The organism is Actinoplanes sp. NPDC051388 (assembly GCF_055586225.1).
Map to the genome: position 1 here is coordinate 254,052 of NZ_JBVJIP010000004.1, position 24,911 is coordinate 278,962.

Here is a 24,911-nt window from a genome sequence, read left to right on the forward strand (position 1 = left end):
CCGCGCAACGCCGTATCAGCCCAGGGCATCGGCCGCGGCAGCGGCCTGGTGAATGGCGTCGGCGGCGGACGTGCCCGCGGCGGCGTCCCCGATCAGGTGGGTCTGCCACGGCCCCGAACCGGCGTCGACCGGCGCGGGCACGACGCCCTGCGAGACCAGCAGGGGGCCGGGCGCCCGGATCCATGAGCGCCCGCCCTCGGCTCCGATGAGGAGGCGGCCGGGCTCGATCGCCTCCACCGTCGAGTTCAGCAGCATTCGTACCCGGGGGTTCTCCCGCAGGCGCCGGACGGCCAGGACCTTCTCCCGAGGGCCGGCCTCCGGCGCCGGTTCGGATGGCGACCCGATCAGCAGCACGTGCCCGCCCGCCGCGGCAACGGCGCCGGCCACCGCCACCGCGGCACGATCCGCGCCCCAGACGGTGACCGCGGGGGCGGCGGCCGGGGTGGCGAGCCAGTCCCGCACGTCGGTCACGTGCGGGAGGCCGGCGCCGGGCACTTCGGGCCGGCGGCCCACGCCGCCGACGGCGACGATCACCGCGTCCGGCGACCAGGCCGCGACCCGTTCCGGCGTGGCCGGGGTCGACCGGCGCACGTCCACCGCCAGCCGGCTCAGTTCGGCGTCGTACCAGTCCAGCAGGCGGGCGAACTCGGGGTGGCCGGGGATCAGCCGGAACTGGCCGCCGAGGTGCGGTCGTGCTTCGAGGAGCGTGACGGTGTGGCCGCGCCGGGCCGCTCGGGTCGCCGCCTCGAGGCCGCCCGGACCGCCCCCGATCACCAGGACCCGGCGGCGACGTGCGGGGAAGGACGGCCGGCCCTCGCGGGAGGTGTCCGGATTGACCAGGCACCAGATCGGCTGCTGGGTGTGCAACCGGTCGATGCAGCCCTGGTTGCAGGCGATGCACGGCCGCGGTTCCCGGCCCTCGAGCACGAGCCGTGGCCAGGCCGGATCGGCGTGCAGCGCACGGCCGACCGACACCAGGTCGGCGGCGCCCGAGCGCAGCACCTCCTCCGCCGCCGCGCCGGTCGCGATCCGGCCGGCGACACAGATCGGCTTGCCCAGCGGGCGGTAGCGGGCCGCGTAGGGCGCCAGCACACCGCGTTCCGTCTCGCCGGGCTGCACCATCCACTCGCCGGCCTCGTAGCAGCCGGCCGAGATGTCGATCGCGTCGACCGGCCCGAGGCCGATCCGCCGGGCCAGCGCCAGGCTCGCGTCGGCGTCCAGCCCGCCGGCCACGCCCTCGAACGCGGACAGCCGCAGGAAGAGGGTCTGCTCGGGAGCCGCGGCCCGGACCGCGACGAGAACCTCGTCGAGCAGTCGCACCGGGTCGCCGTAGTCGTCGGTCCGCCGGTTGGTCCGCGGGGACAGGAACTGATGGATCAGGTAACCGTGCGCCGCGTGGATCTCGATCACGTCCACCCCGGCGGACGCGCAGCGGCGGGCCGCGTCTCCGAAAGCGCGGACGATCTCGGCGACCTCACCCGGGTCCAGCGACCGCGGCGTCCGCCCGCGGAACGTCACCGGCGACGGCGCGACCGGCTGGAATCCGGACACGTCCGGATCGGCCACCCGGCCCGCGTGGTTCAGCTCCACGCCGATCAGGGCGCCCTCGGCGTGCACCGCCCGCGCCAGCGCGGCCAGCCCGGGCAGCACGGCGTCCCGGTCGGCGCCGAGCTGCCGCACCCGGCCTCGCCCGTCCGGCCGCACGTAGGTGGCCTCGGTGAAGACCAGTGCCGCGCCGCCCGCCGCCCGGGCCCGCAGATAGTCGAGATAGCGATCGGTGACCAGCCCGTCCGGTGTGCCGTAGTTGCGTTCCATCGGCGGGCTGACCACCCGGTTGCGCAGCCGCGCCCGGCCCACGGTGAGCGGCGCGCCGAGCAACGTCGGCCGGGCGGTCACAGCCCGAGATAGATCTTGCGCACCCGCGGATCGTGTCGCAGGTCGGCGGAGGTGCCGGTCATCGCCGCCTCGCCGTTCTCGACCACCAGGCAGGTGCTGGTGGCCTCGAAGGTGAGTTTGGCGTTCTGCTCCACCAGCAGCAGGCTGAGCCCCTCGCCGCGCAGCCGCTGGAGCACCGCGAGGATGTCGTCGACCAGTTTCGGGGACAGGCCCATCGACGGCTCGTCGAGCAACAGCAGGCGGGGTTGCGACATCAACGCCCGGCCGATGGCGAGCATCTGCTGCTGCCCGCCGGAGAGCGCCCCGGCCAGCCTGCCCCGCATCTCGCCGAGCACCGGGAACAGCTCGTAGACCTCGCCGAGGGTCGCCTTGGTAGCGGCGTTCCATTTGCGGGCGTACGCGCCGAGCAGCAGGTTCTTCTCCACCGACAGGCCCGCGAAGACGTGCCGGCCCTCCGGCACGTACCCGATGCCGTGCCGGACCATGCTCCGCGCGTTCACCGACCGCAGATCGGTGTCGCCGAGCCGCAGCGTGCCCACCTTGCGCGGGATGAGACCCAGCACCGCCTTGAGCGTGGAGGTCTTGCCGGCGCCGTTGGCGCCGATCACGCCGACCGCCTCCCCCGCCGGCACCTCGAAGCTGAGGTCCCGCACGGCGCAGACGCCGCCGTAGTGGACGGTCAGACCCTCGACCGTGAGGGTACGGGCGCCGGTCTGCGTAGTCACCGATGCGGTCACGGAGTCACCTCGCTGGGAATCGGCGGAAGGTCGTCGGCGTCCATAGAGTCGCCGAGATACGCCTCGATGACCGCCGGGGTGGCAGCCACCTCGGCGGGCGTGCCCTCGGCGATGATCCGCCCGCTGGCCAGCACGGTGACCTTCTCGCACAGGGACATCACCAGGCCCATGTTGTGCTCGATGATGACCACCGTCATCCCGCTGTCCCGGATCGATCGCACCATCTCGCGCAGCTGCCGCACCTCCTCGCCGTTGAGTCCGGCGGCGGGCTCGTCGAGCAGCAGCAGGGACGGCTCGGCGGCGACCGCCCGGGCCAGCTCGACCCGGCGCTGGGTGCCGTACGGCAGCGATTTCGGCGGCAAAGCGGCGAACTCGGTCAGCCCGTACCGTTCGAGCACCGCATCGGCGCGCCCCCGCAGCTCGCGGTCGCGACGCCCGACGCTGAGCGGGCGCAGCACGTAGCGCCAGCTCTCGATCGTGCGGCTGCGGTCGAGCGCGACGAGCACGTTCTCCCGCACCGAGAGATCACCGAAGAGCCGCAGGTTCTGGAACGTGCGGGACATCCCGGCGCGCGCGGCCCGATAGGGCGGGCGGCCGGTCATGTCCCGGCCGCGGAACTCGACCCGGCCGGCGGTCGGCCGGTAGAGGCCACTGACCACATTGAACAGTGTGGTCTTGCCGGAGCCGTTGGGGCCGACGATGCCGCGGATCTCGCCCGGCACCACGGTCAGCGACACGTCGTCGAGGGCCTTGAGGCCGCGGAAATGCTTGCTCACGCCGGCCACCCGGAGCACCGGCTCCGCCTCCGGGTCGGGTCGCGTGGCCGCCTCCTCGTACGGCCGGAAGGCACCCATCCGGGCAGCCGATCCCCCACCCCTGCGTCGCCGGGCGATCGCCGCGCGGACCCGCACCGGCAGGCCGGCCAAGCCGGTCGGCGCGAAGACCACGACCAGCACGACCACCGCCCCGTACGCGAGCTGGGCCAGCGCCGGATGGTCCACCAGCAGCTCCCGGACCACGGACAGCGCGATCGCGCCCGCGACACAGCCCACCAGACTCTGCCGGCCGCCGATGATCACCATGCCGAGCAGCAGGAACATGTTGGCGATGTTGAACGATTCCGGTGCCACGTACCGGATCAGACCCGCGTAGAGCACGCCGCCGACCCCGCCGTAGACGCTGGCGAGCAGGAAGGCGGTCATCCGCAGCATCGGCACCTCGGCGCCCAGCGCGCCGGCCGCCAGCGCGTCGTCGCGCATCGCCCGCATCCGCCGGCCCAGCCCGGTCCGCACCACGAACAGCCCGAAGCCGAGGCCGATCGCGAACACGATCAGCTCGAGGTAGTAGTAGAGGTACTCGCTGGACAGATCGATGCCGGGCAGGGTCGGCACCGAGATGCCGGAGATGCCCTCGGCGCCGCCGGCGATCTGCGCGTTGGTCACCCAGTTGGTGAAGGCCAGCGCCAGCCCGAGGGTCACGATGCCCAGGTAGTGCGACTGAATGCGCAGCGCGGGCGTGCCGACCAACAGGCCCATCGCCATGGTGGCGGCGATCGCGATCAGCGCCGAGACCCAGAAGCCCCAGCCGGCCCGGGTGGTCAGGATCGCCGTGGTGTAGGCGCCGACGCCGAAGAAGGCCACCTGGGCGAGGTTGACCTGCCCGCCGATGCCCATCGCCAGGCCCAGGCCGACGGCCAGCACCGCGAAGATGATCACCACGTTGACGACGTGGATCGAGTAGGAGTTGAGCCCGTAGGGCAGGAACCAGGCCGCGACCGCGAGCAGCGCGAGGACGCCGAGACGGTACTTCACGCGCGATTCACCGTCCTCTCGCCGAAGATGCCGGTCGGCCGGATCATGATGATCACCGTGAAGACCAGGAAGGTGACCAGTTCGGAATAGCCTTGGAAGTGGCCGGCCGCGAACGAGTCGAGGATCCCGATGGCCAGTCCGCCGAGGATCGCGCCGGGGATGTTGCCGAAGCCGCCGAGGATGGCCGCCGCGAAACCCTTGATGCCGAGCGTGCCGCCCAGCGTCGGGCTCACGTAGAGCAACGGCCCGACCAGCCCGCCGGCCAGCGCGGCGAGGCCGGCGCCGATCATGAAGGCGATGGCGTTGCTGCGGCCGACGTGGATGCCGACCGCCGTGGCGGCCTCATGGTCCATCGCCACCGCCTGCATGGCCGCGCCCCGCTTCGTGCGCTGCAGGAAGAGCACCAGCAGCACCGTCGCGGCCGCCGCGATGGCGAGCACCACGAGGTCGTAGGTGCGGATCCGCAGACCCGCGATCTCGAGCGGCGCGGACGGCACCGGCGACGGCACCGCCCGGCCGGTCGCTCCCCAGACCATGATGATCAGGGCGTCCAGCACGATGCCGAAGCCGATGGTGCCGATCAGCATCAGGTCGAAGTCCTTGTTCTCCAAGGGGCGCAGCACTCGTTCGATGACCAGGCCGATGACGCCGGTGACCACGATGGCGACCACCATGGCGAGCGCGAACGGCAGTTTGGTCGACAGATAGAAGGTGGAGGCCAGGTAGGCGCCCACCGTCACGACGTTGCCGTGCGCGAAGTTGACCAGGCCCATGGTGCGGTAGACCAGCGAGAAGCCAAGGGCCACCAGGGCATAGATGGCGCCGAGACTCACCCCGCCGATGATGGTCTGCAGGAAGACTTGCATCGCGTTCCCCTCGGACGGTGGGATCCCGGCGGCCGAGGACGGGCCGCCGGGATCGGAGCAGTGACCGGTCAGCCGGCGGCGGCCACCAGCTTGCCGCCCTGGATGATGCCGATCGAGGTCTCGAAGATGCCGACCCCGGTCTCGTCGAAGGCGAAGTCACCCAGCAGGCCCTGGTGCTTGACCGCCCGGATCGCGTCGGCCAGCTCCTTGCCGGTCGCGACGTTGCTGTTCTTCAGCGCGGTGAGCAGGATCTGCGCGCCGTCGTAGGCCTTGGCCCCGTGCAACTCGGCCTCCTCGCCGTACGCGGCCTTGTACGCCGCGGCGAAGGTCTTGGCCGCCTCGCTGGTCTCGTTGCTCAGGTACGGCGAGCTGACGATCGTGCCCTCCGCGTTGGCCGCGCCCGCGGTGTCCAGGAAGACCGGGGTGCCCTGTGGCGCCGCGCCCGCGAACGGCACCTTGATGCCGAGATCGCGCGCCTGCTTGACGATCAGGCCGGACTCGACCTCCTCGGCGCCCAGGAAGATGACCTTCGGGTTCTTCTGCCGGATCGTGGTGAGCACCGCGCTGAAGTCCTTCTGGTCGGTGGTGACCACCTGGTCGACGACCGGCTTCACGCCGCGCGAGCCGAGCGCCTTGAGGAACGCGTCATGCTCGCCCTTGCCGTAACCGCCGTTGTTGGTGATCATCGCGATCTCCTTGAGGCCCTGACCGTCGACGATGTGCTTGGCCAGCGTCTCGTCGTAGGTGGTGCTGGTCGGGCCGTTTAGGAAGAGGAACTCGCTCTTCACCGCGACCAGGCCGGGTGACTGGCCCGAGGTGATGTTCGGGATGGACTCCTGCTTGAGGATCGGCGCCATCGCGATGGTCACCGCGCTCTCCGCGGTGCCCAGCATGGCGATGTAGTCCTCGCTGGCGATCTTGCGCGCCAGGTTGGTGCCGATGGTCGGGTCGGCCTGGCTGTCGAAGACGCCCAGCTCGACCTTCCGGCCGTTGATGCCGCCCTTGGCGTTCCACTCCTCGACGGCGAGTTTCACGCCCTTGAGCTCCCACGCGCCGAGCGAGCTGAGCTGACCGCTCTGCGCGTCGGCGACGGCGATCTTGATGGGTCCGGAGGCGTCGCCGGAGGATTCCTCCTCGCCGCCGGGCGCGCTGCACCCGGCGGCCAGGACGGCGGTCAGGGCGGCGATCAGGGATATGGAAGCGGTGGCGCGTCGTCGGGACATGTGCGTCTCACCTCGATCGGTCTGAAGAGCATGGAAAGGGGGGATCGTGCGGATCATTCGAAGACGCCCTGATAGATGTCCTTGATGTTCCAGTGCCCGGGCGTCGGCACCGGTTCGTTCACCATCGGCACGTCGAGCACCGCGGGACGGCGGCGTTCGACGGCCGTGCGCAGCGCGGTGGCGAGCTCGCCCGGCGCCGAGATGAGATAGCCGTCGGCGCCGCAGGCCCGGCCCAGAGCGGCGAAATCGGGGCTGTAGGGCCGCCCGTCCGGATCGACGAAGTCGCACCCGTAGCTGCGGCCGAAGAAGCTGGACTGCAGATCCGAGATGGTGCCGTGCGAGCGGTTGTTCATCACCAGGAAGATCACCGGCAGGCCCTGCTCGACCGCCATCGGCACGGCCGGCAGCTGCGCGCTCATCCCGCCGTCGCCGATCAGCGCGACCACCACCCGCTCCGGATCGCCGATCTGCACGCCGAGCGCCGCAGCGGGGCCGAAGCCCATGGTGGACGCGCCGCCCGGGGTGATGAACCGGCCGGCGGCCGGCAGCGGATAGCACTGCGCCACCCCGTTCTTGTTCCAGCCGACGTCGGTGACCAGCACCGCGTTCTCCGGCAGGACCGCGCGCACGTCGGCCAGGATCCGTTCCGGGCGCAGCGGGAACTGGTCGCTGCGACCGCGTTCGGCGCTGGCGGCGAAGAGCTCCGTGCGCGCCACCCGGATCCGCTCGCGCAGCCCGGCCCGCTGCACCGGCTCGGGCGAGCGTTTGCGGACCGCGGCGAGGATGGCCGGCACGGCGAGCCCGGCGTCGGCCACCGCCCCGATCTCGACCGGATAGTTCCGCCCGATCTCGGCCGGGTCGATGTCGATCTGGATGAGCCGGCTCGGCGGGAACCGCCAGGTGTACTCGGGATTCCAGGAGCTGGCGTCGGTCTCGGCGAAGCGGGTGGCGACGGCCAGCACCACGTCGGCGTCGCGGGCATAGGAGTTGGTGACCTCGAGTCCCCAGAAGCCGGTCATGCCGAGCACCAGCGGGTGCTCGTCGGGCACCGTGCCCTTGGCCATCAGCGAGTGCGCGACCGGGATGTCCAGGTGCTCGGCCAGCTCACGCAGCGCCCGCCGCCCGGCGTCACCGCCCAGCCCGCCGCCGATGTAAAGCAGCGGCCGCTCGGCGCCGATCAGCGCGGCCGCGATCCGGTCGGCATCCGCCTCCGGAAGGCCGGGGCGGGTGGCCGAGCCCGGCAGCGGATGGTCCGGCACGGACTCGGGTTGCGGCCGCGAGAAGACGTCCATGGGTACGCTCAGCAGCACCGCGCCCGGCCGCCCGGAGGTGGCGGTCCAGAACGCGCGCTCGGTGAAGCGGGCCAGGTCCTCCACCCGGTGCACCTGCCACACCCGCTTCACGAAGGGGCGGTAGATCGCCGTCTGGTCGGCGTCCTGGTGCAGGTTGACCTCTTGGTGCGGGTGCCGGCCGTACATGTAGGACGGGATGTCGCCGGAGATGGCGATCAGCGGCACCGAGTCCATCGCGGCGGTGGCCACCCCGGTGACCGCGTTCATCATCCCGGGGCCGACGTGCATGAGCAGCACGCCGGGTTTGCCGGTCGCGCGCGCGTATCCGTCGGCGGCGTGCGCGGCGGTCTGCTCGTGCCGGGCGATGACGAAGGTGATGTCGCTGCGGCCGATCGCATCGAGCAGCGCGATGTTGGTGTGCCCGCAGGTGCCGAAGACGTACTCGACCCCGTACGACCGCAGTTGCTCGACGAGCGCGTCCGCCGCCGTGCGGGTCCGCGCCCGCTGATCAGCCGTCATCGTCATCAGTTCTCACCCCAGATCGACATGCCGCGCAGCAGCAGCGTCTTGATCACCGTGTAGTCCTCGACCATGCAGCGCGGCGACTCCCGGCCGAACCCGGAGTCCTTCACGCCACCGAACGGCACGTGGTCCAGCCGGAAGTTGGAGGAGCCGTTCACCACCAGCCCGCCGACCTCCAGCTCGCGCCACGCGGTGAGGATCCGGCCGAGGTCGCGGGTGAACAGGCCGGCCTGCAACCCGAACCGGCTGGTGTTGCAGGTTTCCAGCACCGCGTCGAAGTCGTCGAAGGGCAGCACGGTGACCAGCGCGCCGAACACCTCCCTGGTGACGATCGACGCCTCCGCCGGCGGATCGGCGACCACGGTCGGGTGCAGCGTGGCGCCGTCGCGGGTGCCGCCCAGCGTGATCCGCGCGCCGCCGGCCGCCGCCTCGGTGGCCCAGGTGAGCACCCGGTCGGCGGCCGCCTCGTCGACCATCGAGCCGACGTCGGTCGCGGGGTCCAGCGGATCGCCGACCCGGAGCCCGGCCACCTCGGTGGTGAGCGCGTCGACGAACTCGTCGAACCGCGACTGCTGCACGTAGATCCGCTGCACCGAGATGCAGCTCTGGCCGGAGTTGGTGTAGCCGGTGCGGGCGCACACCCGAGCAGCGGCCGGCACGTCCGCGTCGTCGCAGACGATGGTGGCGGCGTTGCCGCCGAGCTCCAGCACGAGACGTTTCGCGCCGGCCGCCCGGGCCACCGCGGCGCCCGTTTCCGCGCTGCCGGTGAAGCTGATGACCGCCACCTCCGGGGCGGCGCACAGGGCCGCACCGACGTCGCCGCCGCCGTGCAGCAGCTGCACCGCCTCGGGCGGCGCACCGGCCTCGAGCAGCAGCGCGACGATCCCGGCCGACACGGCCGGCGCCTGTGGTGGCGACTTCACGATGGTGCTGTTCCCGGCCGCGAACGAGGCGCCCAGCTTGTGCGCGAGCAGGTTGGCCGGCGCGTTGAAGGGCGTGATGGCCAGTGCCACGCCGGCCGGCGCCCGATAGGTGAGGGCGGTGTTGCCGACGCCGCGCTCCCAACCGGCGACCGGCAGGACGTCTCCCCCGATCTGGCGAGCCTCGGCCGCGCACACCGCGAAGGTGTCCGCCACCCGGTCCAGCTCGCCCGCGCCGTCCTTGAGCGGCTTGCCCAGCTCGAGCGCGATGAGCCGGGCGAACTCGTCCCGGCGGGCCGCGGCGAGAGTCGCGGCGCGCTCCAGGACGGCGGCCCGGGTCGCCGGCGCCAGGCGGGCCGTCGCCCTGCTGCCGGCCTTCGCGTACTCCGCCGCGGCCCGCTCGTCACCGGGCGCGGCGACCCGGGCCCGGCTGACCACCGTGCGCAGGTACGGGCCGACGCGATCGGCGAGCGGGCCGTCCTCCACCCACTTGCCACCGAGCAGCGACGGGACCACCACCACCTCGTCGGGTGATCGCGTCTTGAGGAGCGAGTCGAGCATCGGAAGCCTCCCGAGGTCCGTTGGGTGGACCTACATCCGGCATATGGACCACTGTGTGGACTAGGTGTAACTTAGGGTTGCCCGACAGCCCCTGGCAATAGGTCGGTCCGAAAAGTTACGGGCCGATGAACCGGCCGGGCAGGCGGGCAGAATCGGGTCTTCGCCGGCGCGTCCGGCCGGCACCCGACGCAAGGGAGAGTGAGCCGCAGTGACCTCCGCGATCACGCCAGATGCCAGCGCAGCCGAGCAACGAACCGCAGTCGAGGAGGCCGCCGAGAGTCATGGCGTCCGCAGCGTGCAACGGGCGCTGGACATCCTGTCCCTGCTCAGCGAGGACCGGCCGTCGATCGCGATTCGCGACATCGTCGCCGCCACCGGCCTGGCGAAGACCACGGTGATCCGTCTGGTCCAGACACTGGAGCAGAGCGGGCTGCTGTGGGCCACCGGCTCGGGATACCTGGCCGGACCGGGCCTGTGGCGCTGGGCGCACCTGGCCCGGCGCAGCTGGGAGCTGCCCCCGGAAACCCAGCGGATGATGCGCGACCTGGCCGCTCGCGAGCGCGAGACGGTCAATCTCTACGTCGCCCGCGACATCGTCCGGGTGTGCATCGCCCAGCAGGAGAGCCCGCAGCCGTTGCGGCACGTGGTCCGCGTGGGTGACGAGCTGCCGCTGTGGGCGGGCGCCTCGGCGAAGGTGTTGCTGCGGCACGCGAATCCCGCGCTGGTGGCCCGGATCGCCCGCTCCTCGCCGTACGGCGAGGGGCACGCGCGGCGCGTTCAGGAGTGGATCGACGACGCCGCGCGCCAGGGCTTCGCCGTCAGCCACGGCGAGCGGGAGGAGGGATTGTCCGCCGTCGCCGCGCCGGTGCTGGGCCGCTCTGGCACGGTGGTCGCCGCGCTGACCCTCAGCGGCCCCTCGACGCGCTTCACCGGCGAACGCGTCGAGGGCTTCGTCAAGGCTCTTGTCACCGCCGCACAGCAGATGAGCGAGCGGGGTTTCGACCATCCGCTCAGCTCGCCGCTCTGATCGCGGATCGGCTCGGAGAATTCCCGGTCCGATCCGTCCGAAGGAGACTCGCACATGGTTGACCGACCACTGGCCGGCGTCCGCGTCCTGGACCTCACCAACGTCCTGGCCGGCCCGTTCTGCACCTACCACCTCATGTTGCTGGGCGCCGAGGTGGTGAAGGTCGAGATGCCGGGGCGCGGCGACCTGGCGCGCCAGCTCGGGCCGGATCCCTTGCTGAACCAGGCTCGGATGGGTGTCTCCTTCCTGGCGCAGAACGCGGGCAAGAAGTCGATCGAGCTCGACCTCAAGGGCGCCGAGGGACGGTCGGTCTTCGACGAGCTGGTCCGCCACGCCGATGTGCTGGTGGAGAACTACCGGGCCGGGGTGCTGGCCCGGATCGGCTATCCCTGGGACCGTCTGCGCGAGCTCAACCCGGCCCTGATCTACTGCGCCATCACCGGGTTCGGCCAGCACGGGCCGATGAGCCAGGCGCCCGCGTACGACCAGATCATCCAGGGACTCTCCGGGATGATGAGCATCACCGGCACGCCCGAGACGGCTCCGCTGCGGGTGGGCTTCCCGGTCGCCGACACCGTGGGAGGTCTCAGCGCCGCGCTCGCCATCACCGCGGCGCTGGCCGGCCGGCAGCGGGACGGCAAAGGCCGCTTCCTCGACGTGTCCATGTTGGAGGCGTCGTTGTCCGCGATGGGCTGGGCCGTCTCGAACTATCTGCTGAGCGGTGTCGCACCGGAGCCGATGGGCGACCAGAACGCCACGGCCGCGCCCTCCGGCACCTTCGAGGCCGCGGACGGCCCGCTGAACATCGCCGCGAACCGCCAGCAGCAGTTCGAGGTGCTGTGCGCGCTGGTGCAGCGCCCCGATCTCGTCACCGACCCCCGGTTCGCCGACCGGGAGGCCCGCAAGGCCCATCGGGACGCGCTCAACCACGAGCTCAACACCGCTCTGCGCACCCGCTCCGCAGCCGAGTGGGAACGGCTGCTCTCCGGCGCCGGCGTGCCGGCCGCACGGATTCTCACCGTCGCCCAGGCGGTCACCTCCGAGCAGCTGCACGACCGCGGCTTCTTCACCGATCTGCCGCTGCGGGCGGACGCCCCGCAGGCCCTCGCCGCCAACGGCCGGGACGGGCTGCGGCTCAGCGGGAACGGCGTGCTCGTCGACGGCGAGCAGCTGCGGCCGTCGAGCGCGCCACCGGCCCTCGGCGAGCACAACGCCGAATTGCCGAACCTGCTCGAGCGCTGGCGCACCGCTTCGGCGACGGCCGCCGTCGACGTCGCCCGCTGAAGCGCCGAGCCGTTCCTCAGCCATCGGCCGCGCTCCCGGTGAGCGCTGCGAAGTCGGCGTACATCCGCTCGGCGTCCGCCGACCGGCCGGTGAACAGGCGGAACGACTCGGCGGCCTGGTAGGCGACCATGCCGCCGCCGGCGACCGTGCGGCAGCCGCGGGCACGGGCCACGCGGAGCAGCTCGGTCTCCAGCGGGCGATAGACGATGTCGGCCACCCAGACCCGGGACGACAGCAGGCCGGCATCGAGCGGCAGGCCCGGATGCCCCTCCATGCCGATCGGCGTCGCGTTGATCAAGCCGTCCGCGTCTCGCAGGAAGCCGGGCACCGACTCCGGCCCGCCCGCCTCGGCGATCAGACCCGGGTGGCGACGCAACGAGGCGGCGAGGCGGCGCGCCCGGCGCAGGTCGATGTCGACGACCGCGAGCCGGCGCGTACCCGCCTGTGCCATGGCCGAGGCCACCGCGGCGCCCGCGCCGCCCGCACCGAGCAGCACCACCCGGCCGAGCGGGGCGCCCGGAAGCGCGCGGGCGAAGCCGGCCGCGAAGCCGTGCCGGTCGGTGTTGTGGCCGATCGAACGCCCGCGGTCGAACACCACGGTGTTGACCGCGCCCAGCTCCGCGGCCTCCGGAGACAGCTCGTCGAGGTGCTCGACCACTTCCTGCTTGCACGGGTGGGTGATGTTCAGGCCGCGGAAGCCGAGCTGCTGCGCCGCGGTCACCAGGGCACCGACGTCGGCCGCGGCCAGGCCGAGCCGGCTCAGGTCGATGACCCGGTAGAGGTAGCGCAGACCCCGGCGATCGGCCTCGCGCTCGTGCAACGTGGGGCTCATCGAGGTGCCGATCCCGGCGCCGATCAGACCCACCAGAAACTGCTCGTCCGGGTTGGCCACTCGGGACCTCCACCAATGTACGAACTGGTGCGTTAGTTAATGCCCCGGAAACCGCGGATGTCAATACCGGTCCGCGGTGCGGACCGGGTCGTTGCCACTTCACGACGGTGCGACCTATATTGGGCCGGACCGCAGTGTGGACCACTAGTCCGCCTGATGGTCCGCTTAGCGGACTGGAGGAGCCGTCTTGTCAGACGAGGAGACCGCCGACTGGTGGGCGACCGCGGTGTCACGCATCGAACCGAACGTCGTGGAGCTCCGCGGCCACCCGGTGCAGGACCTCATCGGCGCGACCGGCTTCGGATCGATGATCTGGCTGATGCTGCGGGGCGACCGGCCGGCGCCCGAGCAGGTGCGCCTGCTCGAGGCCGCGCTCGTCGCCGGGGTCGACCATGGTCCGCACGCGCCGTCGATCGCCGTCGCCCGGATGGCCGTCACCTGCGGTGTCGGCCTCAACAACGCGATGGCGAGCGCGATCAACCTGCTGGGTGACTCACACGGGGGCGCCGGCCAGGAGTGCGTGGTCCTGCTCGACGAGATCCGGGTACGCGAGGCGGCCGGCACACCGCTGCCGACGGCCGTGGACGAGGTGATCGCCGCCTGGCGGGACAACGGCATCCGCTATCTGCCCGGCTTCGGCCATCGCTTCCACACCCGTGATCCGCGCCGCGATCCGCTGCTCGCCCTCGTGGCGACGGCGGTCGCGGAGGGCACAGTGGAGGGTCACCACCTGCGGGCGGCGCTCGGCGTCGAGGAAGCGCTCAACCGCGGCCGCACCCGCCCGGTGCCGATGAACATCGACGGAGCGACCGCCGTGATCTATGCGGAACTCGGCTTCCCCGCCCCGCTGGCGCGCGGCCTGTTCGTCCTCAGCCGCAGCGTGGGCATCCTCGCCCACGCGTGGGAGGAAACCGGTCAAGGCCGCCGCAACAAGGGCCCGATCCCCCCGTCGATCAGACCCACCCACCTCGGCTGACCCAGCGCCGGGTCGACGCGACGCGCCTCTGGCGCATCCGAGGCCGTGCGACGCCGGATGGATCGACCCGCACAGATCAGGCCGACCAGGGATGGATAGACGGCGCAGCGTTCCACCAGGCCGATAAGGGCGGCTTCCGAGCCGGCAATGGCAAGGAAGCCCACCAGGGATGCGAGGCCCGCGATGCCGAGGATGATCATCGCCCGGCCGGTCCTCCTGGCGATCCCCGCGTGCCGGCCCAGCCGTCCGAGGATGACGATGAGCACGTTGCCGCCGACGATGCCGGCCAGTGCGCCGATCGAGTGGAAGTCGATGGCGCCGCTGTCCGGCTCTTCGCCGGTGCCGTGGAACAGCCCCAGCAGAACGCCGCCGGCGGCGAGCAGGAATCCCGGAACGAGCACCGCCCAGCGCCGCCGGCCGTGCAGGCCCGTCAGCATGACGGCACCGATGAACAGGGTGATCCCGAAGAGGACGAAGCCCGTGTTCATGACCCAGGCCAGCGGCGAGTACATGAGCTGCCCGAAGCCTTCCGCGGGTCCGCGGACGCCGAGGTTGCTGATGTAGTGGTACGTGTAGCTGTACGGAGGTTTCGTCCAGGCCGCGGCAGCAACGAACTCGGCAAGGAAGAAGATCATTCCGCCGGCGATGAGCACGGCGCCGGCAGCGCGGCGCCGCCTGGATTCGTTCATGACTTCTCCTCTAGAGCTTTCCCGGTGTCACTACGAAACTGTACCGATACCAGTTTTGGTGTCAAGCCAACTTCTGGCCGGCTCCACTAAGCTGACGGACATGGGCGATCTGAGAGCCGGCCGGCGTGAGCGCAAGAAGGCCGCGACCCGGGCGTCGATCGTGGAAGCGGCGCACGAGCTCTTCCTCGAGCGCGGGTTCGATGCCGTGAGCGTGCGCGAGATCGCAGACCGGGCGGACGTGTCGCCCACCACCGTCTTCGCACATTTCCCGCAGAAGGAGGCCCTCGCCTTCGGTGACGAAGACGAGCGGCATGCGCGGCTCGTGGCCGCGGTGTCCGATCGGCCGCCGGGAACCACGATCTCCGCCGCGCTGAAGGCGCACTACCTCGACGAAATCGCCGCGCTCTCGTCCGAACCCCAACGTTCGCTGCTGGCGCTCATGGAACAGACCCCATCCCTCGTCGAGTACGCCGAACGAATGTGGTTCCGCCACGAAAACGCCCTGACCGCGGCCATCGCCGACGAGTTCACACTCGCCGAACCGACCGACGAGATCCGCTTCTACGTCCGGTTCGCCCTTCAAATCCAGCTCAGCGCAACGCGGGACCCTGATCCGGAACCGGCCATCAACGCGGGCTTCCGGCTTCTCGATGAGGGCTGGATCCACTACCAGAACACAGCCAAGGCCTGACTTTCCGACAAGAGGTACCGGTCACCCGCTCGTCCAGAGCGAACGGCACGGTCATTGGGTGGTTTGGTCCGGCTGTTGCACGAGCGTGGATTGTGGTCTGCGACGCCGAACTGAGTCGAGGGATTTCGGATCAACGTCGCCCCGATCCTGTAGCCGCGTGGCGCGACAGAGCCAATCAATCTGATTCGGCGACGCGACCTAGCCCGATGTCGAGACCCGTGGTGGTTGTCATTCCCGATCTCTCGATCTGTCGCTCTCTTCACCATCCAGAATTCCGGCGCCTCCGCGCACTCTGTGGCTCTTGACCGCCAACCCGATCCGGCTCGATGCGTCGACACACATCGGCGCCCGCGTCTCCGCGCCCACCGGTCGCTCATACCACACCGACCGAGGCACGTGGCGATTGTCCACAGCTCGAAGCTGTCCACAGCGTGCAACGAAAGGGCGGCACGCCGGTCTGCACCACGTCATCCTCGAACCTCAGGACCGACGCGGACCTCTCGGCGGGTCGGCCAGAGACGTACAAACCAGGGCTGTTCTCATCCTCATAATGATTTGGATCACTTGTGGCCTTCCCGCATCCGATTGATCGACTCTGTGATTGCCGATGCCCTATTCATCACCACTCTCGGCGCACTATTTACAACGCTGAGGCTTGCACGTGCCTCATCACCTGTTCAACACAGCCCATGACATTGCTCGTTAAAGAATGGGGATGCGCCTTATTTCTACATCCAAGCAGTGGCGACCTTTGGTTTGTCATGTCAGTTGGTCAAGGAAAATGGGACTGGGGATCAGCCAACGAGATTGATGACCGAGCGGACGCCTTCGACGCAGGCCATAAGGTCGAGAAATTGCTGCACCGCATCAAGGAGGCTCTCGCGACCGCTGACAAGACTGATCGCCCCTAAATCAATAGCAAACGAGAGTCTGCCGACCGGTCTCCGGGAAGGCGTTGGGTGAAGGACGATTACCGAACCTTCGCCAAAACACAGTCGGTCATCAGCTGTATCGCAACGATCGGCCCAGTCCCACACACCGCCTTCGACCGGAGTGCGTTATCGACGAGAACTGGGCCCGACCTACGTGGGTCAGCCGGCAACTCTTCTCAGGGAGCCTTGCCGGCCTTACCCTGCCACGTCGCGACGTCGTAGCGTGCGCCGTTCGCCTTGATCTTGTTCTGCACGGCGAGGTCGATGTCGACACCAACGACATCCGCGAAGCGGAGCAGGTAGATCATTACGTCTGCGATCTCGTCGGCGACCCCGTCTGGCGTCGCTTCGGGGGCGGCCCACTGGTAGAGCTCCGCGAGTTCGCCGACCTCGCCCATGAGGGCGAGGAGCAGGTTCTTGGGTGTGTGGAACTGTGTCCAATCGCGTTCTTCGGCGAAGGAGCGCAGTTGCGCCTGCACGGCCACCGGCCAAGGATCAGGACTCATAGGCACAGTCTGACGGCCGAGACTAAGTCTGCGTGCGGGCCTGGACTATGACCATACGGTCTTCATGCGCTGACGCTGGTCGTCGGTTGCGGCATGGCGGGCGAACTGACCGTTGGACGCCGGGTGGATGCAGTCGATCCCGTACCGGTTGAGCAGGGCGATATCCGCTGGCGACGGCTGGGCGGGAAAGAGGCCGGACAGACGGGAAATTGGCTCGGGGGCGTAAATGACATAGTCGAGGAGTTGTGCGAGTGCCTGGCGCACGAAGTAGTGATCGGCGCTGCGTTTGGCTTCGATGATTTCCGGCCCAGCGGGGCCGGTGACGTAGAGGTCGGTGATCCCGGCCGGGGTAAGGATCCGTCGTGATTGCTCACTCCGGGTCAGACTGGCCCGGTACCGGGCGACCAGGAGCGCCTCGGCGCGGTGGACCAGGGTGATGCCGGCCGCGCGTTCATAGCTGGTGTGCGTGGTGTTGACCGCCTCGACGCTGATGATCTGGGAGGCGCTGCCGGCCAAGGCGGCAGCGGTGAGGGATTCCTCGGCTGCCTGCTGGACCGCGGTGGTGAGGGTGTCGATGCCGAGGCCGAGGAGCACGGTGTCGCTCTTAGCCTGGTCGAGGAAACGCAGGCCCATGAAGTTGTCACCCTGGTTGAAGCCCGGCAGATCCCAGACCTCCTCGTACGGGATGTCGGTGCGCTGGAACGCGATCAGGCTATAGACGTTGTTGTAGCTGCCGCGGTCCTGGTGGGGGTTCCAGAGAGTATCGGCGAACGCAGGGTTCGAGAAGCTGTAGCCGACCTCGCCGATGGCGCGGACGATCTTCTTGCCTGTGAACAGGATGACGTCGCCGGTTTGCAGGGTCGTCATCCGTGCGTCATGGTTTCCTGTCGCCCCCCAGAACCTGGCTGTGCCGGTGGGGTGGAACGCCGTCAACGCGGTCAATTGCTCGGCGCTCAGCGCCGTCCTTCTCGCGTCTGCGGTGAAGGGAACCTCTTGATCGAGAGTGTCCGCCCAGTGCCGCCAAGCGTCCTGGTTACCGTAGGAGGGCTGGATGACGACCTTGGTCATGCGGATCCTTCCCGTTCTGCATAGGTGGCGATACCACCTGCGGCGATGACGATGTTGCGACGTGCGGCCCTGGCGGGCCCTGGACCTCGGGGCCGGCCGGTACCACGAGCATCAGCCGGTTAATTCGCCCAAATACGGCAACCGGCGAACCTGGTGCCACAGCCTACGATGGGTGAGACAGGCGTCTCTCATTCGGTCCTTGTGCACGTCGGCACGCCTAGCGTCGAGCTGCGGCTTTGCGGCCCCCGATTCCCTGCACCTGGGCCGCCCTGTCGTCCTGGCCGGATGAGGTAGACCGTCGCGCGTCCGTTGAGCGGTCGATCTGGTGACCCGCGTGGTCCGGATACCCGAGGACATCGCCGGCGTCGGCTCGACGTGGACTCCCTACTACCGGAGGGACAATGGAACAACTCGCGGGCGCCCCCACCTCCGCGCAGAGCCATCCGTCCCAGCGCCTACCAGCTTCGCCATTACAGCTGCCCGTTGCTGCCGATACCCAGGCCCGGCGGCAGGGCTCAGTGATTCCATTTCTCCACGGCCGGTGTGCTCGGTCGCCGTGTATCGGCGCGACACGACCCTCACACCTCGGCTGCCCGCGCCGGGCGCAGCAACAACCGATCACAGCGCCGGTTACGCTGGGTCGACAACAACCCCGGGGGATGTGGCTGCAGATGATCGATGTGCTGGAATTCGCCCGACGGCTCAGCACTCTCGGAGCCGATGCGTTCACCAGTGACGACGTGGTGGACCTGGCGACCGCCGCCGATGTTCGCATCAGCGCTGACCTCGAGATCGACGCCACCATCGCCCAGCGCCTGCTTGACCAGATGTCGCCCGCGATGCCGGTCACCGGAGCGCAGATCGTGGCATCGCAGTGGCCGCCACCGACGTCGTCCCGGCCCTCGGCGCCTTCGGTGACGTTCTCCAGTCCCGGCGCCGTCGACGGCCCGAGCGATCAGCCGCTTCGCCCCCGCAGTTCCGGGCCGGCCAATCAAAGCCGACGACCCGGGTCTCGACGAACCAGCAGGTAAAACGGTGATTCCACCCGGACGTTGCTGTTTCCGGCAGGGCGCGGTGGAATGGCGTTGTGGGGGAAACCATTAGCGCCATCGTGACGGCGCTGGACCAGGCCGGACCGCGGCGGCCGTGACACGGCCGTTGATGGCCACCAAGCTCTACGTCCCCAAGCTGCGGCGCGGTCTGGTGGCACGCCCCAGACTTCTGAAGCGGATGGAGGGCGGAGCTGACGCGAGATTGACGCTCGTTTCCGCGCCGGCCGGGTTCGGCAAGACGACGATCCTGGCGGCGTGGCTGCACCAGGGACCGGCAGCCGGCCGTGGTGCGGCGTGGCTCTCGCTCGAGGCCGCGGACAACGAGCCCGCATCGTTCTGGACCTACGTGGTGACCGCCCTCCAGGACCCCGTGCCGGGCGTAGGCAGGACTGCGCTGCTGGAACTCCTCGCGTCCACCCCGGCACCGACCGAGCTGATGCTCATCACGCTGCTCAACGAGCTGGCCGCAGCGCCGGACGAGGTGTGGCTGGTGCTCGACGATTACCACCTCATCGACGACCACGAGGTCGGCCGCGGGATGGCTTTCCTGCTGGAGCATCTCCCGCCCAACGTCCACGTCGTGCTCTCCACCCGAGCGGACCCGGATCTGCCTCTGGCGCGGTGGCGGGCGCGGGGCGAGCTGGTCGAGATCCGGGCCGCGGACCTGCGTTTCACCTCCGAGGAGACGGCCGCGTACCTCACCGATGCGGTCGACCAGGAGCTCGCCGCCGAAGACGTCGAGGTCCTCGAGGAGCGGACCGAGGGATGGATCGCCGCGCTGCAGCTGGCCGCTCTCTCGCTTCGGGGCCGGTCGGATGTGAGCGGCTTCATCACGCGCTTCGCCGGCGACGACCGCTACATCGTCGACTACCTGATCGAGGAGGTGCTGGCGCACGTGCCTGCCGCGGTGCGCCGGTTCCTGATGCAGTCGGCGGTTCTGGATCGGCTCACCGGACCGCTCTGTGACGCGGTCACCGGTCGCGGAGACGGGACCGAGATGATTCAGTTTCTCGAGCGCGCCAACCTGTTCATCGTGGCCCTGGACGACCGGCGGGAGTGGTACCGCTACCACCACCTGTTCGCCGACGTGTTGCGGGCGCGCGGACTCAGCGAGCAGCCGGACGAAGTTCCGCGACTGCATCAGCGGGCCAGCCAGTGGTACGAGCGCCACGATCTGACCGAGGAGGCGGTCAGGCACGCCCTGGCCGGCCGGGACTTCGACCGCGCCGCCCACCTGATGGAGCTGGCCGTCTCCAGGATCCGACGACATCGGCAGGAAGCGACGATGTACGGCTGGCTGAAGGCGCTGCCCGACGACACCGTCCGGCGCAGCCCGGTGCTCAGCCTGTTCTACGGTTCCATGCTGATGGCGTCCGGCGATCTGAGCGGGGTCGAGCCCTGGCTCGACGACGCGGAACGGGCGCTCGCGGCCATCGCCGACGGCGAAGCTCTCCCCCGGGCCGAAACCAAGGACCTGCTGACGCTGCCGTCCACCATCGCCATGTACCGGTCTGCCCTCGCCCAGGCCCGCGGCGACGCGACCGGCACAGCGGAGCACGCCCGGCGCGCCTTGGACCTGGCAGGTCCCGACGACCATCTCGCGCGCGGCGGTGCGGCCGGATTTCTCGGCTTCGCCGCGTGGGCCACGGGTGACGTGTCCTCCGCGTTGGAGACGTTCAGCCAAGCGGTGGCCAGCCTGCATGCCGCCGGCAGCCTGGTCGACGGGCTGAGCGGAACCGTGGTGCTCAGTGACCTGTGGCTCGTCGCCGGCCGGCCGGGCAAGGCACGCCGGCTCTGCACGCAGGCACTGGTCTCGGCCGAGGCACACGGCGCACCGGTGGGGCGGGCGACCGCCGAGCTGCATGTGGCGTTGAGCGAGATGGACATCGAGATCGGAGACCTGGAGAGCGCCCGGCACCACCTCGCGACTGCCGCCGCTGTCGCCGGGCCGCCGATGACCGAGAGCCGATTTCGCTGGTTCGTCGCGAAGGGGCTCCTCGCCCGGGCCGCCGGCGACGCGGACGGTGCGATCCAGCTTCTGGACCAGGCCGAGCAGCTCTACCGTCCGGGTTTCTTCCCGGACGTGCGGCCCATCGCCACCATCAAGGCGCAGATCTGGATCGAGCAGGGCAGACTGTCGGAGGCCGCTGACTGGGCCGGTGAGCGAGGGGTGTCGATCACCGACGAGGCCCGCTACCTGAGCGAGTTCGACCACCTCACACTCGTACGGTTGCTTCTCGCGCAGCATCGGATGCGGCCCGACCGCGGCGTCATCGCGCAGGCGGCCGGTTTACTCGACCGGCTGTACGAGGCGGCTGCGGCATCGGGACGGGCCGGAAGCGTCCGGGAGATCCGCCTGCTGCAGGCCCTGGTCCGCGACGCGCAAGGCCTCCGGCCGCGGGCCCCCTCGCCCATCGAGCCGTTGAGCGAACGGGAGCTCGATGTGCTCAGGCTTCTCGACAGCGAGCTGACCGGGCCGGAGATCGCCCGCGCGTTGTTCGTCACGCACAACACGGTGCGCACCCACACCAAGCACATCTTCACCAAGCTCGACGTCACCAACCGCCGGGCGGCAGTGCTCCGCGCCCGCGAACACGGCCTGATCTGATCGGCACAGCTCCCCTCTCACCCAGTCGGTCACATCGTTGGGTGACGCCCGCTCACCCAGCCCGTCTCTAGGTTCGAGTCATCCCGCGGCGCCGCCACGGACCACTCGGACACCAGGAGTCGACATGACACTCACCCCCACCACACTCACCCGGGCGGCGGGCCTTGCCGCCGTCGTGGGCGGCCTGCTGTTCATCGCAGTTCAGGTCAAGCACCCCCTGCTGGACGCCCCGTTCACCACCACCACCGAGTACGCCGTCAGGGAAACCGCGAAGATCTTCATGGCCGTCTTCTCGCTGATCGGCATCACCGGTATCTACCTGCGGCAGGTCCGCCAGGCCGGAGTGCTCGGCCTCATCGGGTACGCCGTACTCGCCGTCGGCTACCTCACCCTCCTGAGCGTTCAGGTCATCGGAGTGTTCGTCCTGCCGGACCTGGCCGCCGGCCGGCCCGGCTACGTCAACGACGTCCTCGCCGTGGCCACCAGCAAGCCTCCGGTCGGCGACGTCGGCGGGTTCCAGAACCTGAGCATGGTCGGCATCGCCTACATCGCCGGCGGCATCATCTTCGGCATCGCGCTCTTCCGGGCGAACATCCTCGCCCGGTGGGCCGCAGCGCTCATGTCCGTCGGCGCCATCGCCACCGTCGCCACCTTCCAGCTGCCGGAACTCACCCAGCGGCTGTTCGCCGTCCCCGCCGGCGTCGCCCTGATCGGCCTCGGTTTCTCGCTCTGGCGTGAGCAGCGAACCGCTACCACTCGCCCGCTGCCCAGTCCGGCCACTTTTCAGCTCGACCCGGCTGACGCCACGTGACCGCCTCGGCGCACGCCGGCCGACGGGCACCAGGACCGGGACCCTCCGCCTACCAGCTGCGGGTCGACGGGCACCTCGACGAGCACTGGTCGTCCTGGTTCGGTGACCTCACCCTGACCCACGAAGACGACGGGACCACGAGCCTCACCGGTGCCGTCGCCGACCAGGCGGAACTCCACGGCCTGCTCACCAAGATCCGAGACCTTGGCGTCACGCTGATTTCCGTGGCAGTTGTGAACCCTCCCGACCTCGACCGAAGATCCACTGAATTGGGGAATCCCCGGCGGCCGCGGTTGGACCGGCGGAAGATGCGATAGGGCGGAAATCTGCTGACGGGGGCGTCGTGATGGGCATCGCAAGGGCGTTCGACAATCGTTCGCTCCGGACGAAGTTGAGTGCTGCCATGTTTGCAGCGATCATCAGCGGGCTGGTGGTCGGTGCGGTGGCGATCCACACGGTGCAACGGCTCAACGGGGAGGCCGAGGCAGCGCAGCAACGGACCATCGCGGTCGAGACGGCTGTCGGAGCGTTCAGCAAGAACGTCGAGGCGTTCGGCGGCGGCATCTCGGCGGCGCAGTTGTATCCCAGCCTCGCCACTGAGATCAACAAAGGGCTTGCCGCGAACCGGCAAGCCATCGCGAACGCCCTGGACCGGCTGCGGGCAGCGTTGCCCGCGGACCCGGAGAGCGCGCAGGCGGTGGCCAAGGCTGAGCAGGACTGGCAGGCATTTCTGGCGTTCATCACGGCAGACCGCGACCCGGCGGCCACGCTGGACATGACCGCCCTGCTACAGGAGTACAACACCGTGTACGGCGCGCTGACCGCGGACCAGACCGCGTTGCAACAGCGGGCCGTACAGTCGTCGCAGGCGTCGATCCGCGACGCGCAGTCCCGAGCGCGCACCGCAATGGTGACAATCGCGGTGCTGCTCGCTGCCGGTGTCCTGCTCAGCGTGCTCGTCGGGTTACGGGTCATGAACGGGGTCCGTCGTGCCGTGCAGGGCGTCGCCCACCTGGCTGACGGACTCACCCAAGGCGACCTGACCCGCTCCTCCGGCGTGACCGCCACCGACGAGGTCGGCCGGATGGCCCGGGCCCTGGACGAGGCCATCGCGCGTCTGCGTGCCGACGTGGTTCAGCTCGCCGGGACAGCCACCACGTTGAAGACCTCTGCCGGACAGCTCACCGCCGTATCCGGTGCGGTCGACACAGCGGCCTCCGAAGCCTCGGCACAGGCCGGCTCAGTCGCCTTGGCGGCGAAGGCGGTGTCGGACAATCTGCAGATCGTCTCGTCCGGCTCCGCTGAGGTGGGCTCGTCGATCCGGGACATCTCGGTGTCCACCACCGAGGCCTCCGAGGTCGCCGCCAAGGCAGTCGAGGTCGCCACAGCGACCAATGCCATCGTGTCGCGGCTCGGTGAATCCTCCGGCGAGATCGCAACCGTGGTCAAAGTCATCACCGCCATCGCCGGGCAGACGAACCTGCTGGCCCTCAACGCCACCATCGAGGCCGCCCGCGCCGGTGAGGCGGGCAAGGGCTTCGCCGTGGTCGCCGGCGAGGTCAAGGATCTCGCGCAGGAAACGGCGAAAGCCACCGATGACATCTCCCGGCGGGTGCAGGCCATCCAAGCCGACACCGACGGTGCGGTCACCGCGATCGGTGAGATCTCATCGATCATCGAACGCATCAACGGCATCCAGCTGACCATCGCGTCCGCGGTCGAGGAACAGACCGCCATCACGCAAGAGATGAACCGCACCCTGTCCGGAGCCGCCGTCGGCGCCGGCGACATCGCCGCCGGCATCACCGGCGTCTCGGAAGCGGCCCAGCGGACCACCGAAACCGTCGGTGACACCCGCAACGCGGCCGACAACCTCACCACGGCCGCCACTCAACTGCAGACCCTGGTCTCCCGGTTCAGCTACTGAACGCGGTGCTGTCACCGGCCCCGAGGCTCGCAGCAGACGAAGGCCGACCCCGCGAGAGCCGTGACGTCAGCCACCGTCGGCAACCGACGGGCCTTCGGGGCCGAGCAGCGTCTGCGCCATGCCGACCAACTCCAACACTCGGCGGACGGGTGGTTGCACGTCGACCAGGCGCAGCACGACTCCCCGTCCGGCTGCGGTGGCATAGGCCCGGTCGAAAGCGGCCAGCCCGGATGAATCGCAGAAGGTCACCGCACCCAGGTCAACGACGACCTGCGTGACACCGTCAACCTCGACCGCCGCGGTCATCGCTCGCAGCAGGTCCTCAGCGGTAGCCATGTCGATCTCACCGGTGACGGACACACGCACCACCCCACCGTCCTCCGCCCGAACGCTGCTCTCCACCACCGCCCCCTGTCCCGCCGGGCTTCTTCTGCCCTGGTGGACTGATCTTCCTTGATGGTGTCCATGATCGCTGTGCGCCGGGCCGGTCAGACGACTCTGCCGTAACGATCTCGCCGGCGGAGAAGGCGCCGGACAACGAGACCCTGGATGCGGCCCGCGATCCCGACGCAGCCGCGACGGCCGTCGACAATCGGGCGCTGACGAGTTCGTCCACATTG

The 24,911-nt window shown here is 69.8% G+C and carries 20 protein-coding genes; 8 read left to right on the forward strand and 12 right to left on the reverse strand.

The annotated features are described in order from the left end of the window. Positions 1–15 precede the first annotated feature (15 nt). The 7 genes from ACZ6TI_RS12925 to ACZ6TI_RS12955 form a co-directional block, all read right to left on the reverse strand. Positions 16–1,896, reverse strand: coding sequence for an oxidoreductase (locus ACZ6TI_RS12925; protein ID WP_465345207.1), 1,881 nt, complete (start codon positions 1,894–1,896; stop codon positions 16–18). Further along, entirely contained in the window at positions 1,893–2,633 is a 741-nt protein-coding gene (locus tag ACZ6TI_RS12930) for an ABC transporter ATP-binding protein (protein ID WP_465345208.1), read from the reverse strand. The genes ACZ6TI_RS12925 and ACZ6TI_RS12930 overlap by 4 nt, the downstream gene beginning before the upstream one ends. Next, a complete protein-coding gene (locus ACZ6TI_RS12935; RefSeq protein ID WP_465345209.1) occupies positions 2,630–4,444 on the reverse strand; it encodes a branched-chain amino acid ABC transporter ATP-binding protein/permease in 1,815 nt (604 codons plus the stop codon). Before ACZ6TI_RS12935 ends, ACZ6TI_RS12930 begins: the two co-directional genes overlap by 4 nt. Beyond that, entirely contained in the window at positions 4,441–5,310 is an 870-nt protein-coding gene (locus tag ACZ6TI_RS12940) for a branched-chain amino acid ABC transporter permease (RefSeq protein WP_465345210.1), read from the reverse strand. Before ACZ6TI_RS12940 ends, ACZ6TI_RS12935 begins: the two co-directional genes overlap by 4 nt. 68 nt (positions 5,311–5,378) lie before the next feature. Continuing rightward, positions 5,379–6,533, reverse strand: coding sequence for an ABC transporter substrate-binding protein (locus ACZ6TI_RS12945; RefSeq protein ID WP_465345211.1), 1,155 nt, complete (start codon positions 6,531–6,533; stop codon positions 5,379–5,381). 53 nt (positions 6,534–6,586) lie between these two features. Further along, on the reverse strand, positions 6,587–8,350 hold the full coding sequence (locus ACZ6TI_RS12950; RefSeq protein ID WP_465345212.1) for a thiamine pyrophosphate-binding protein: 1,764 nt from the start codon (positions 8,348–8,350) through the stop codon (positions 6,587–6,589). Then, complete coding sequence (locus tag ACZ6TI_RS12955; RefSeq protein ID WP_465345213.1) at positions 8,350–9,828, reverse strand: aldehyde dehydrogenase family protein; 1,479 nt, start codon at positions 9,826–9,828, stop codon at positions 8,350–8,352. Before ACZ6TI_RS12955 ends, ACZ6TI_RS12950 begins: the two co-directional genes overlap by 1 nt. Positions 9,829–10,036: 208 nt before the next feature. Here ACZ6TI_RS12955 and ACZ6TI_RS12960 point away from each other — a divergent pair, with 208 nt between their 5' ends. Next, a complete protein-coding gene (locus ACZ6TI_RS12960; protein ID WP_465345214.1) occupies positions 10,037–10,855 on the forward strand; it encodes an IclR family transcriptional regulator in 819 nt (272 codons plus the stop codon). 54 nt (positions 10,856–10,909) lie between these two features. Next, positions 10,910–12,139, forward strand: coding sequence for a CaiB/BaiF CoA transferase family protein (locus ACZ6TI_RS12965; protein ID WP_465345215.1), 1,230 nt, complete (start codon positions 10,910–10,912; stop codon positions 12,137–12,139). 16 nt (positions 12,140–12,155) lie between these two features. On the opposite strand, the gene ACZ6TI_RS12970 is transcribed toward ACZ6TI_RS12965, so the two are convergent. Further along, entirely contained in the window at positions 12,156–13,031 is an 876-nt protein-coding gene (locus ACZ6TI_RS12970; protein WP_465345216.1) for a shikimate dehydrogenase, read from the reverse strand. Positions 13,032–13,218: 187 nt separating this feature from the next. Between ACZ6TI_RS12970 and ACZ6TI_RS12975 the strand changes: the two genes are divergently transcribed. After that, positions 13,219–14,007: a citryl-CoA lyase gene (locus ACZ6TI_RS12975; RefSeq protein ID WP_465345217.1), complete on the forward strand. Its 789-nt coding sequence runs from the start codon at positions 13,219–13,221 to the stop codon at positions 14,005–14,007. Here ACZ6TI_RS12975 and ACZ6TI_RS12980 read toward each other — a convergent pair. Then, positions 13,947–14,660 carry a DUF998 domain-containing protein gene (locus tag ACZ6TI_RS12980; RefSeq protein WP_465345218.1) on the reverse strand — a complete coding sequence of 238 codons (714 nt, stop codon included), beginning with the start codon at positions 14,658–14,660 and terminating at the stop codon, positions 13,947–13,949. The two genes, ACZ6TI_RS12975 and ACZ6TI_RS12980, sit on opposite strands and share 61 nt — an antisense overlap. A gap of 94 nt (positions 14,661–14,754) precedes the next feature. Here ACZ6TI_RS12980 and ACZ6TI_RS12985 point away from each other — a divergent pair, with 94 nt between their 5' ends. Then, positions 14,755–15,387 (forward strand): TetR/AcrR family transcriptional regulator, encoded by a 633-nt coding sequence (locus ACZ6TI_RS12985; RefSeq protein WP_465345219.1) that lies wholly within the window; start codon positions 14,755–14,757, stop codon positions 15,385–15,387. 1,108 nt (positions 15,388–16,495) lie between these two features. On the opposite strand, the gene ACZ6TI_RS12990 is transcribed toward ACZ6TI_RS12985, so the two are convergent. Beyond that, positions 16,496–16,804, reverse strand: a complete 309-nt coding sequence (locus tag ACZ6TI_RS12990) for a nucleotide pyrophosphohydrolase (protein ID WP_465345220.1) — start codon at positions 16,802–16,804, stop codon at positions 16,496–16,498. 66 nt (positions 16,805–16,870) lie between these two features. Continuing rightward, positions 16,871–17,893: a hypothetical protein gene (locus tag ACZ6TI_RS12995; RefSeq protein WP_465345221.1), complete on the reverse strand. Its 1,023-nt coding sequence runs from the start codon at positions 17,891–17,893 to the stop codon at positions 16,871–16,873. A 671-nt stretch (positions 17,894–18,564) separates the two neighbouring features. Here ACZ6TI_RS12995 and ACZ6TI_RS13000 point away from each other — a divergent pair. The 4 genes from ACZ6TI_RS13000 (at position 18,565) to ACZ6TI_RS13015 (ending at position 24,291) form a co-directional block, all read left to right on the forward strand. Further along, positions 18,565–18,924 carry a hypothetical protein gene (locus ACZ6TI_RS13000; RefSeq protein WP_465345222.1) on the forward strand — a complete coding sequence of 120 codons (360 nt, stop codon included), beginning with the start codon at positions 18,565–18,567 and terminating at the stop codon, positions 18,922–18,924. Between the two features lie 115 nt (positions 18,925–19,039). Beyond that, the gene (locus ACZ6TI_RS13005; RefSeq protein WP_465345223.1) at positions 19,040–21,553 is read left to right on the forward strand and encodes a winged helix-turn-helix domain-containing protein; all 2,514 of its coding nucleotides are present in this window, start codon (positions 19,040–19,042) and stop codon (positions 21,551–21,553) included. A 124-nt stretch (positions 21,554–21,677) separates the two neighbouring features. After that, the gene (locus ACZ6TI_RS13010) at positions 21,678–22,364 is read left to right on the forward strand and encodes a hypothetical protein (RefSeq protein ID WP_465345224.1); all 687 of its coding nucleotides are present in this window, start codon (positions 21,678–21,680) and stop codon (positions 22,362–22,364) included. A gap of 403 nt (positions 22,365–22,767) precedes the next feature. Beyond that, positions 22,768–24,291: a methyl-accepting chemotaxis protein gene (locus ACZ6TI_RS13015; RefSeq protein ID WP_465345225.1), complete on the forward strand. Its 1,524-nt coding sequence runs from the start codon at positions 22,768–22,770 to the stop codon at positions 24,289–24,291. 66 nt (positions 24,292–24,357) lie between these two features. Here ACZ6TI_RS13015 and ACZ6TI_RS13020 read toward each other — a convergent pair whose 3' ends face one another. Then, positions 24,358–24,909, reverse strand: coding sequence for an STAS domain-containing protein (locus tag ACZ6TI_RS13020; protein WP_465345226.1), 552 nt, complete (start codon positions 24,907–24,909; stop codon positions 24,358–24,360). Between the last annotated feature and the right edge of the window lie 2 nt (positions 24,910–24,911).

Coding starts and splice junctions, on each gene's coding strand:
- ACZ6TI_RS12940 (WP_465345210.1), bottom strand. CDS start 5,310: ATGCAAGTCTTCCTGCAGACCATCATCGGCGGGGTGAGTCTCGGCGCC.
- ACZ6TI_RS13020 (WP_465345226.1), bottom strand. CDS start 24,909: ATGTGGACGAACTCGTCAGCGCCCGATTGTCGACGGCCGTCGCGGCTG.
- ACZ6TI_RS12955 (WP_465345213.1), bottom strand. CDS start 9,828: ATGCTCGACTCGCTCCTCAAGACGCGATCACCCGACGAGGTGGTGGTG.
- ACZ6TI_RS13010 (WP_465345224.1), top strand. CDS start 21,678: ATGACACTCACCCCCACCACACTCACCCGGGCGGCGGGCCTTGCCGCC.
- ACZ6TI_RS12965 (WP_465345215.1), top strand. CDS start 10,910: ATGGTTGACCGACCACTGGCCGGCGTCCGCGTCCTGGACCTCACCAAC.
- ACZ6TI_RS12945 (WP_465345211.1), bottom strand. CDS start 6,533: ATGTCCCGACGACGCGCCACCGCTTCCATATCCCTGATCGCCGCCCTG.
- ACZ6TI_RS13015 (WP_465345225.1), top strand. CDS start 22,768: ATGTTTGCAGCGATCATCAGCGGGCTGGTGGTCGGTGCGGTGGCGATC.
- ACZ6TI_RS12950 (WP_465345212.1), bottom strand. CDS start 8,350: ATGACGATGACGGCTGATCAGCGGGCGCGGACCCGCACGGCGGCGGAC.
- ACZ6TI_RS12995 (WP_465345221.1), bottom strand. CDS start 17,893: ATGACCAAGGTCGTCATCCAGCCCTCCTACGGTAACCAGGACGCTTGG.
- ACZ6TI_RS13000 (WP_465345222.1), top strand. CDS start 18,565: ATGATCGATGTGCTGGAATTCGCCCGACGGCTCAGCACTCTCGGAGCC.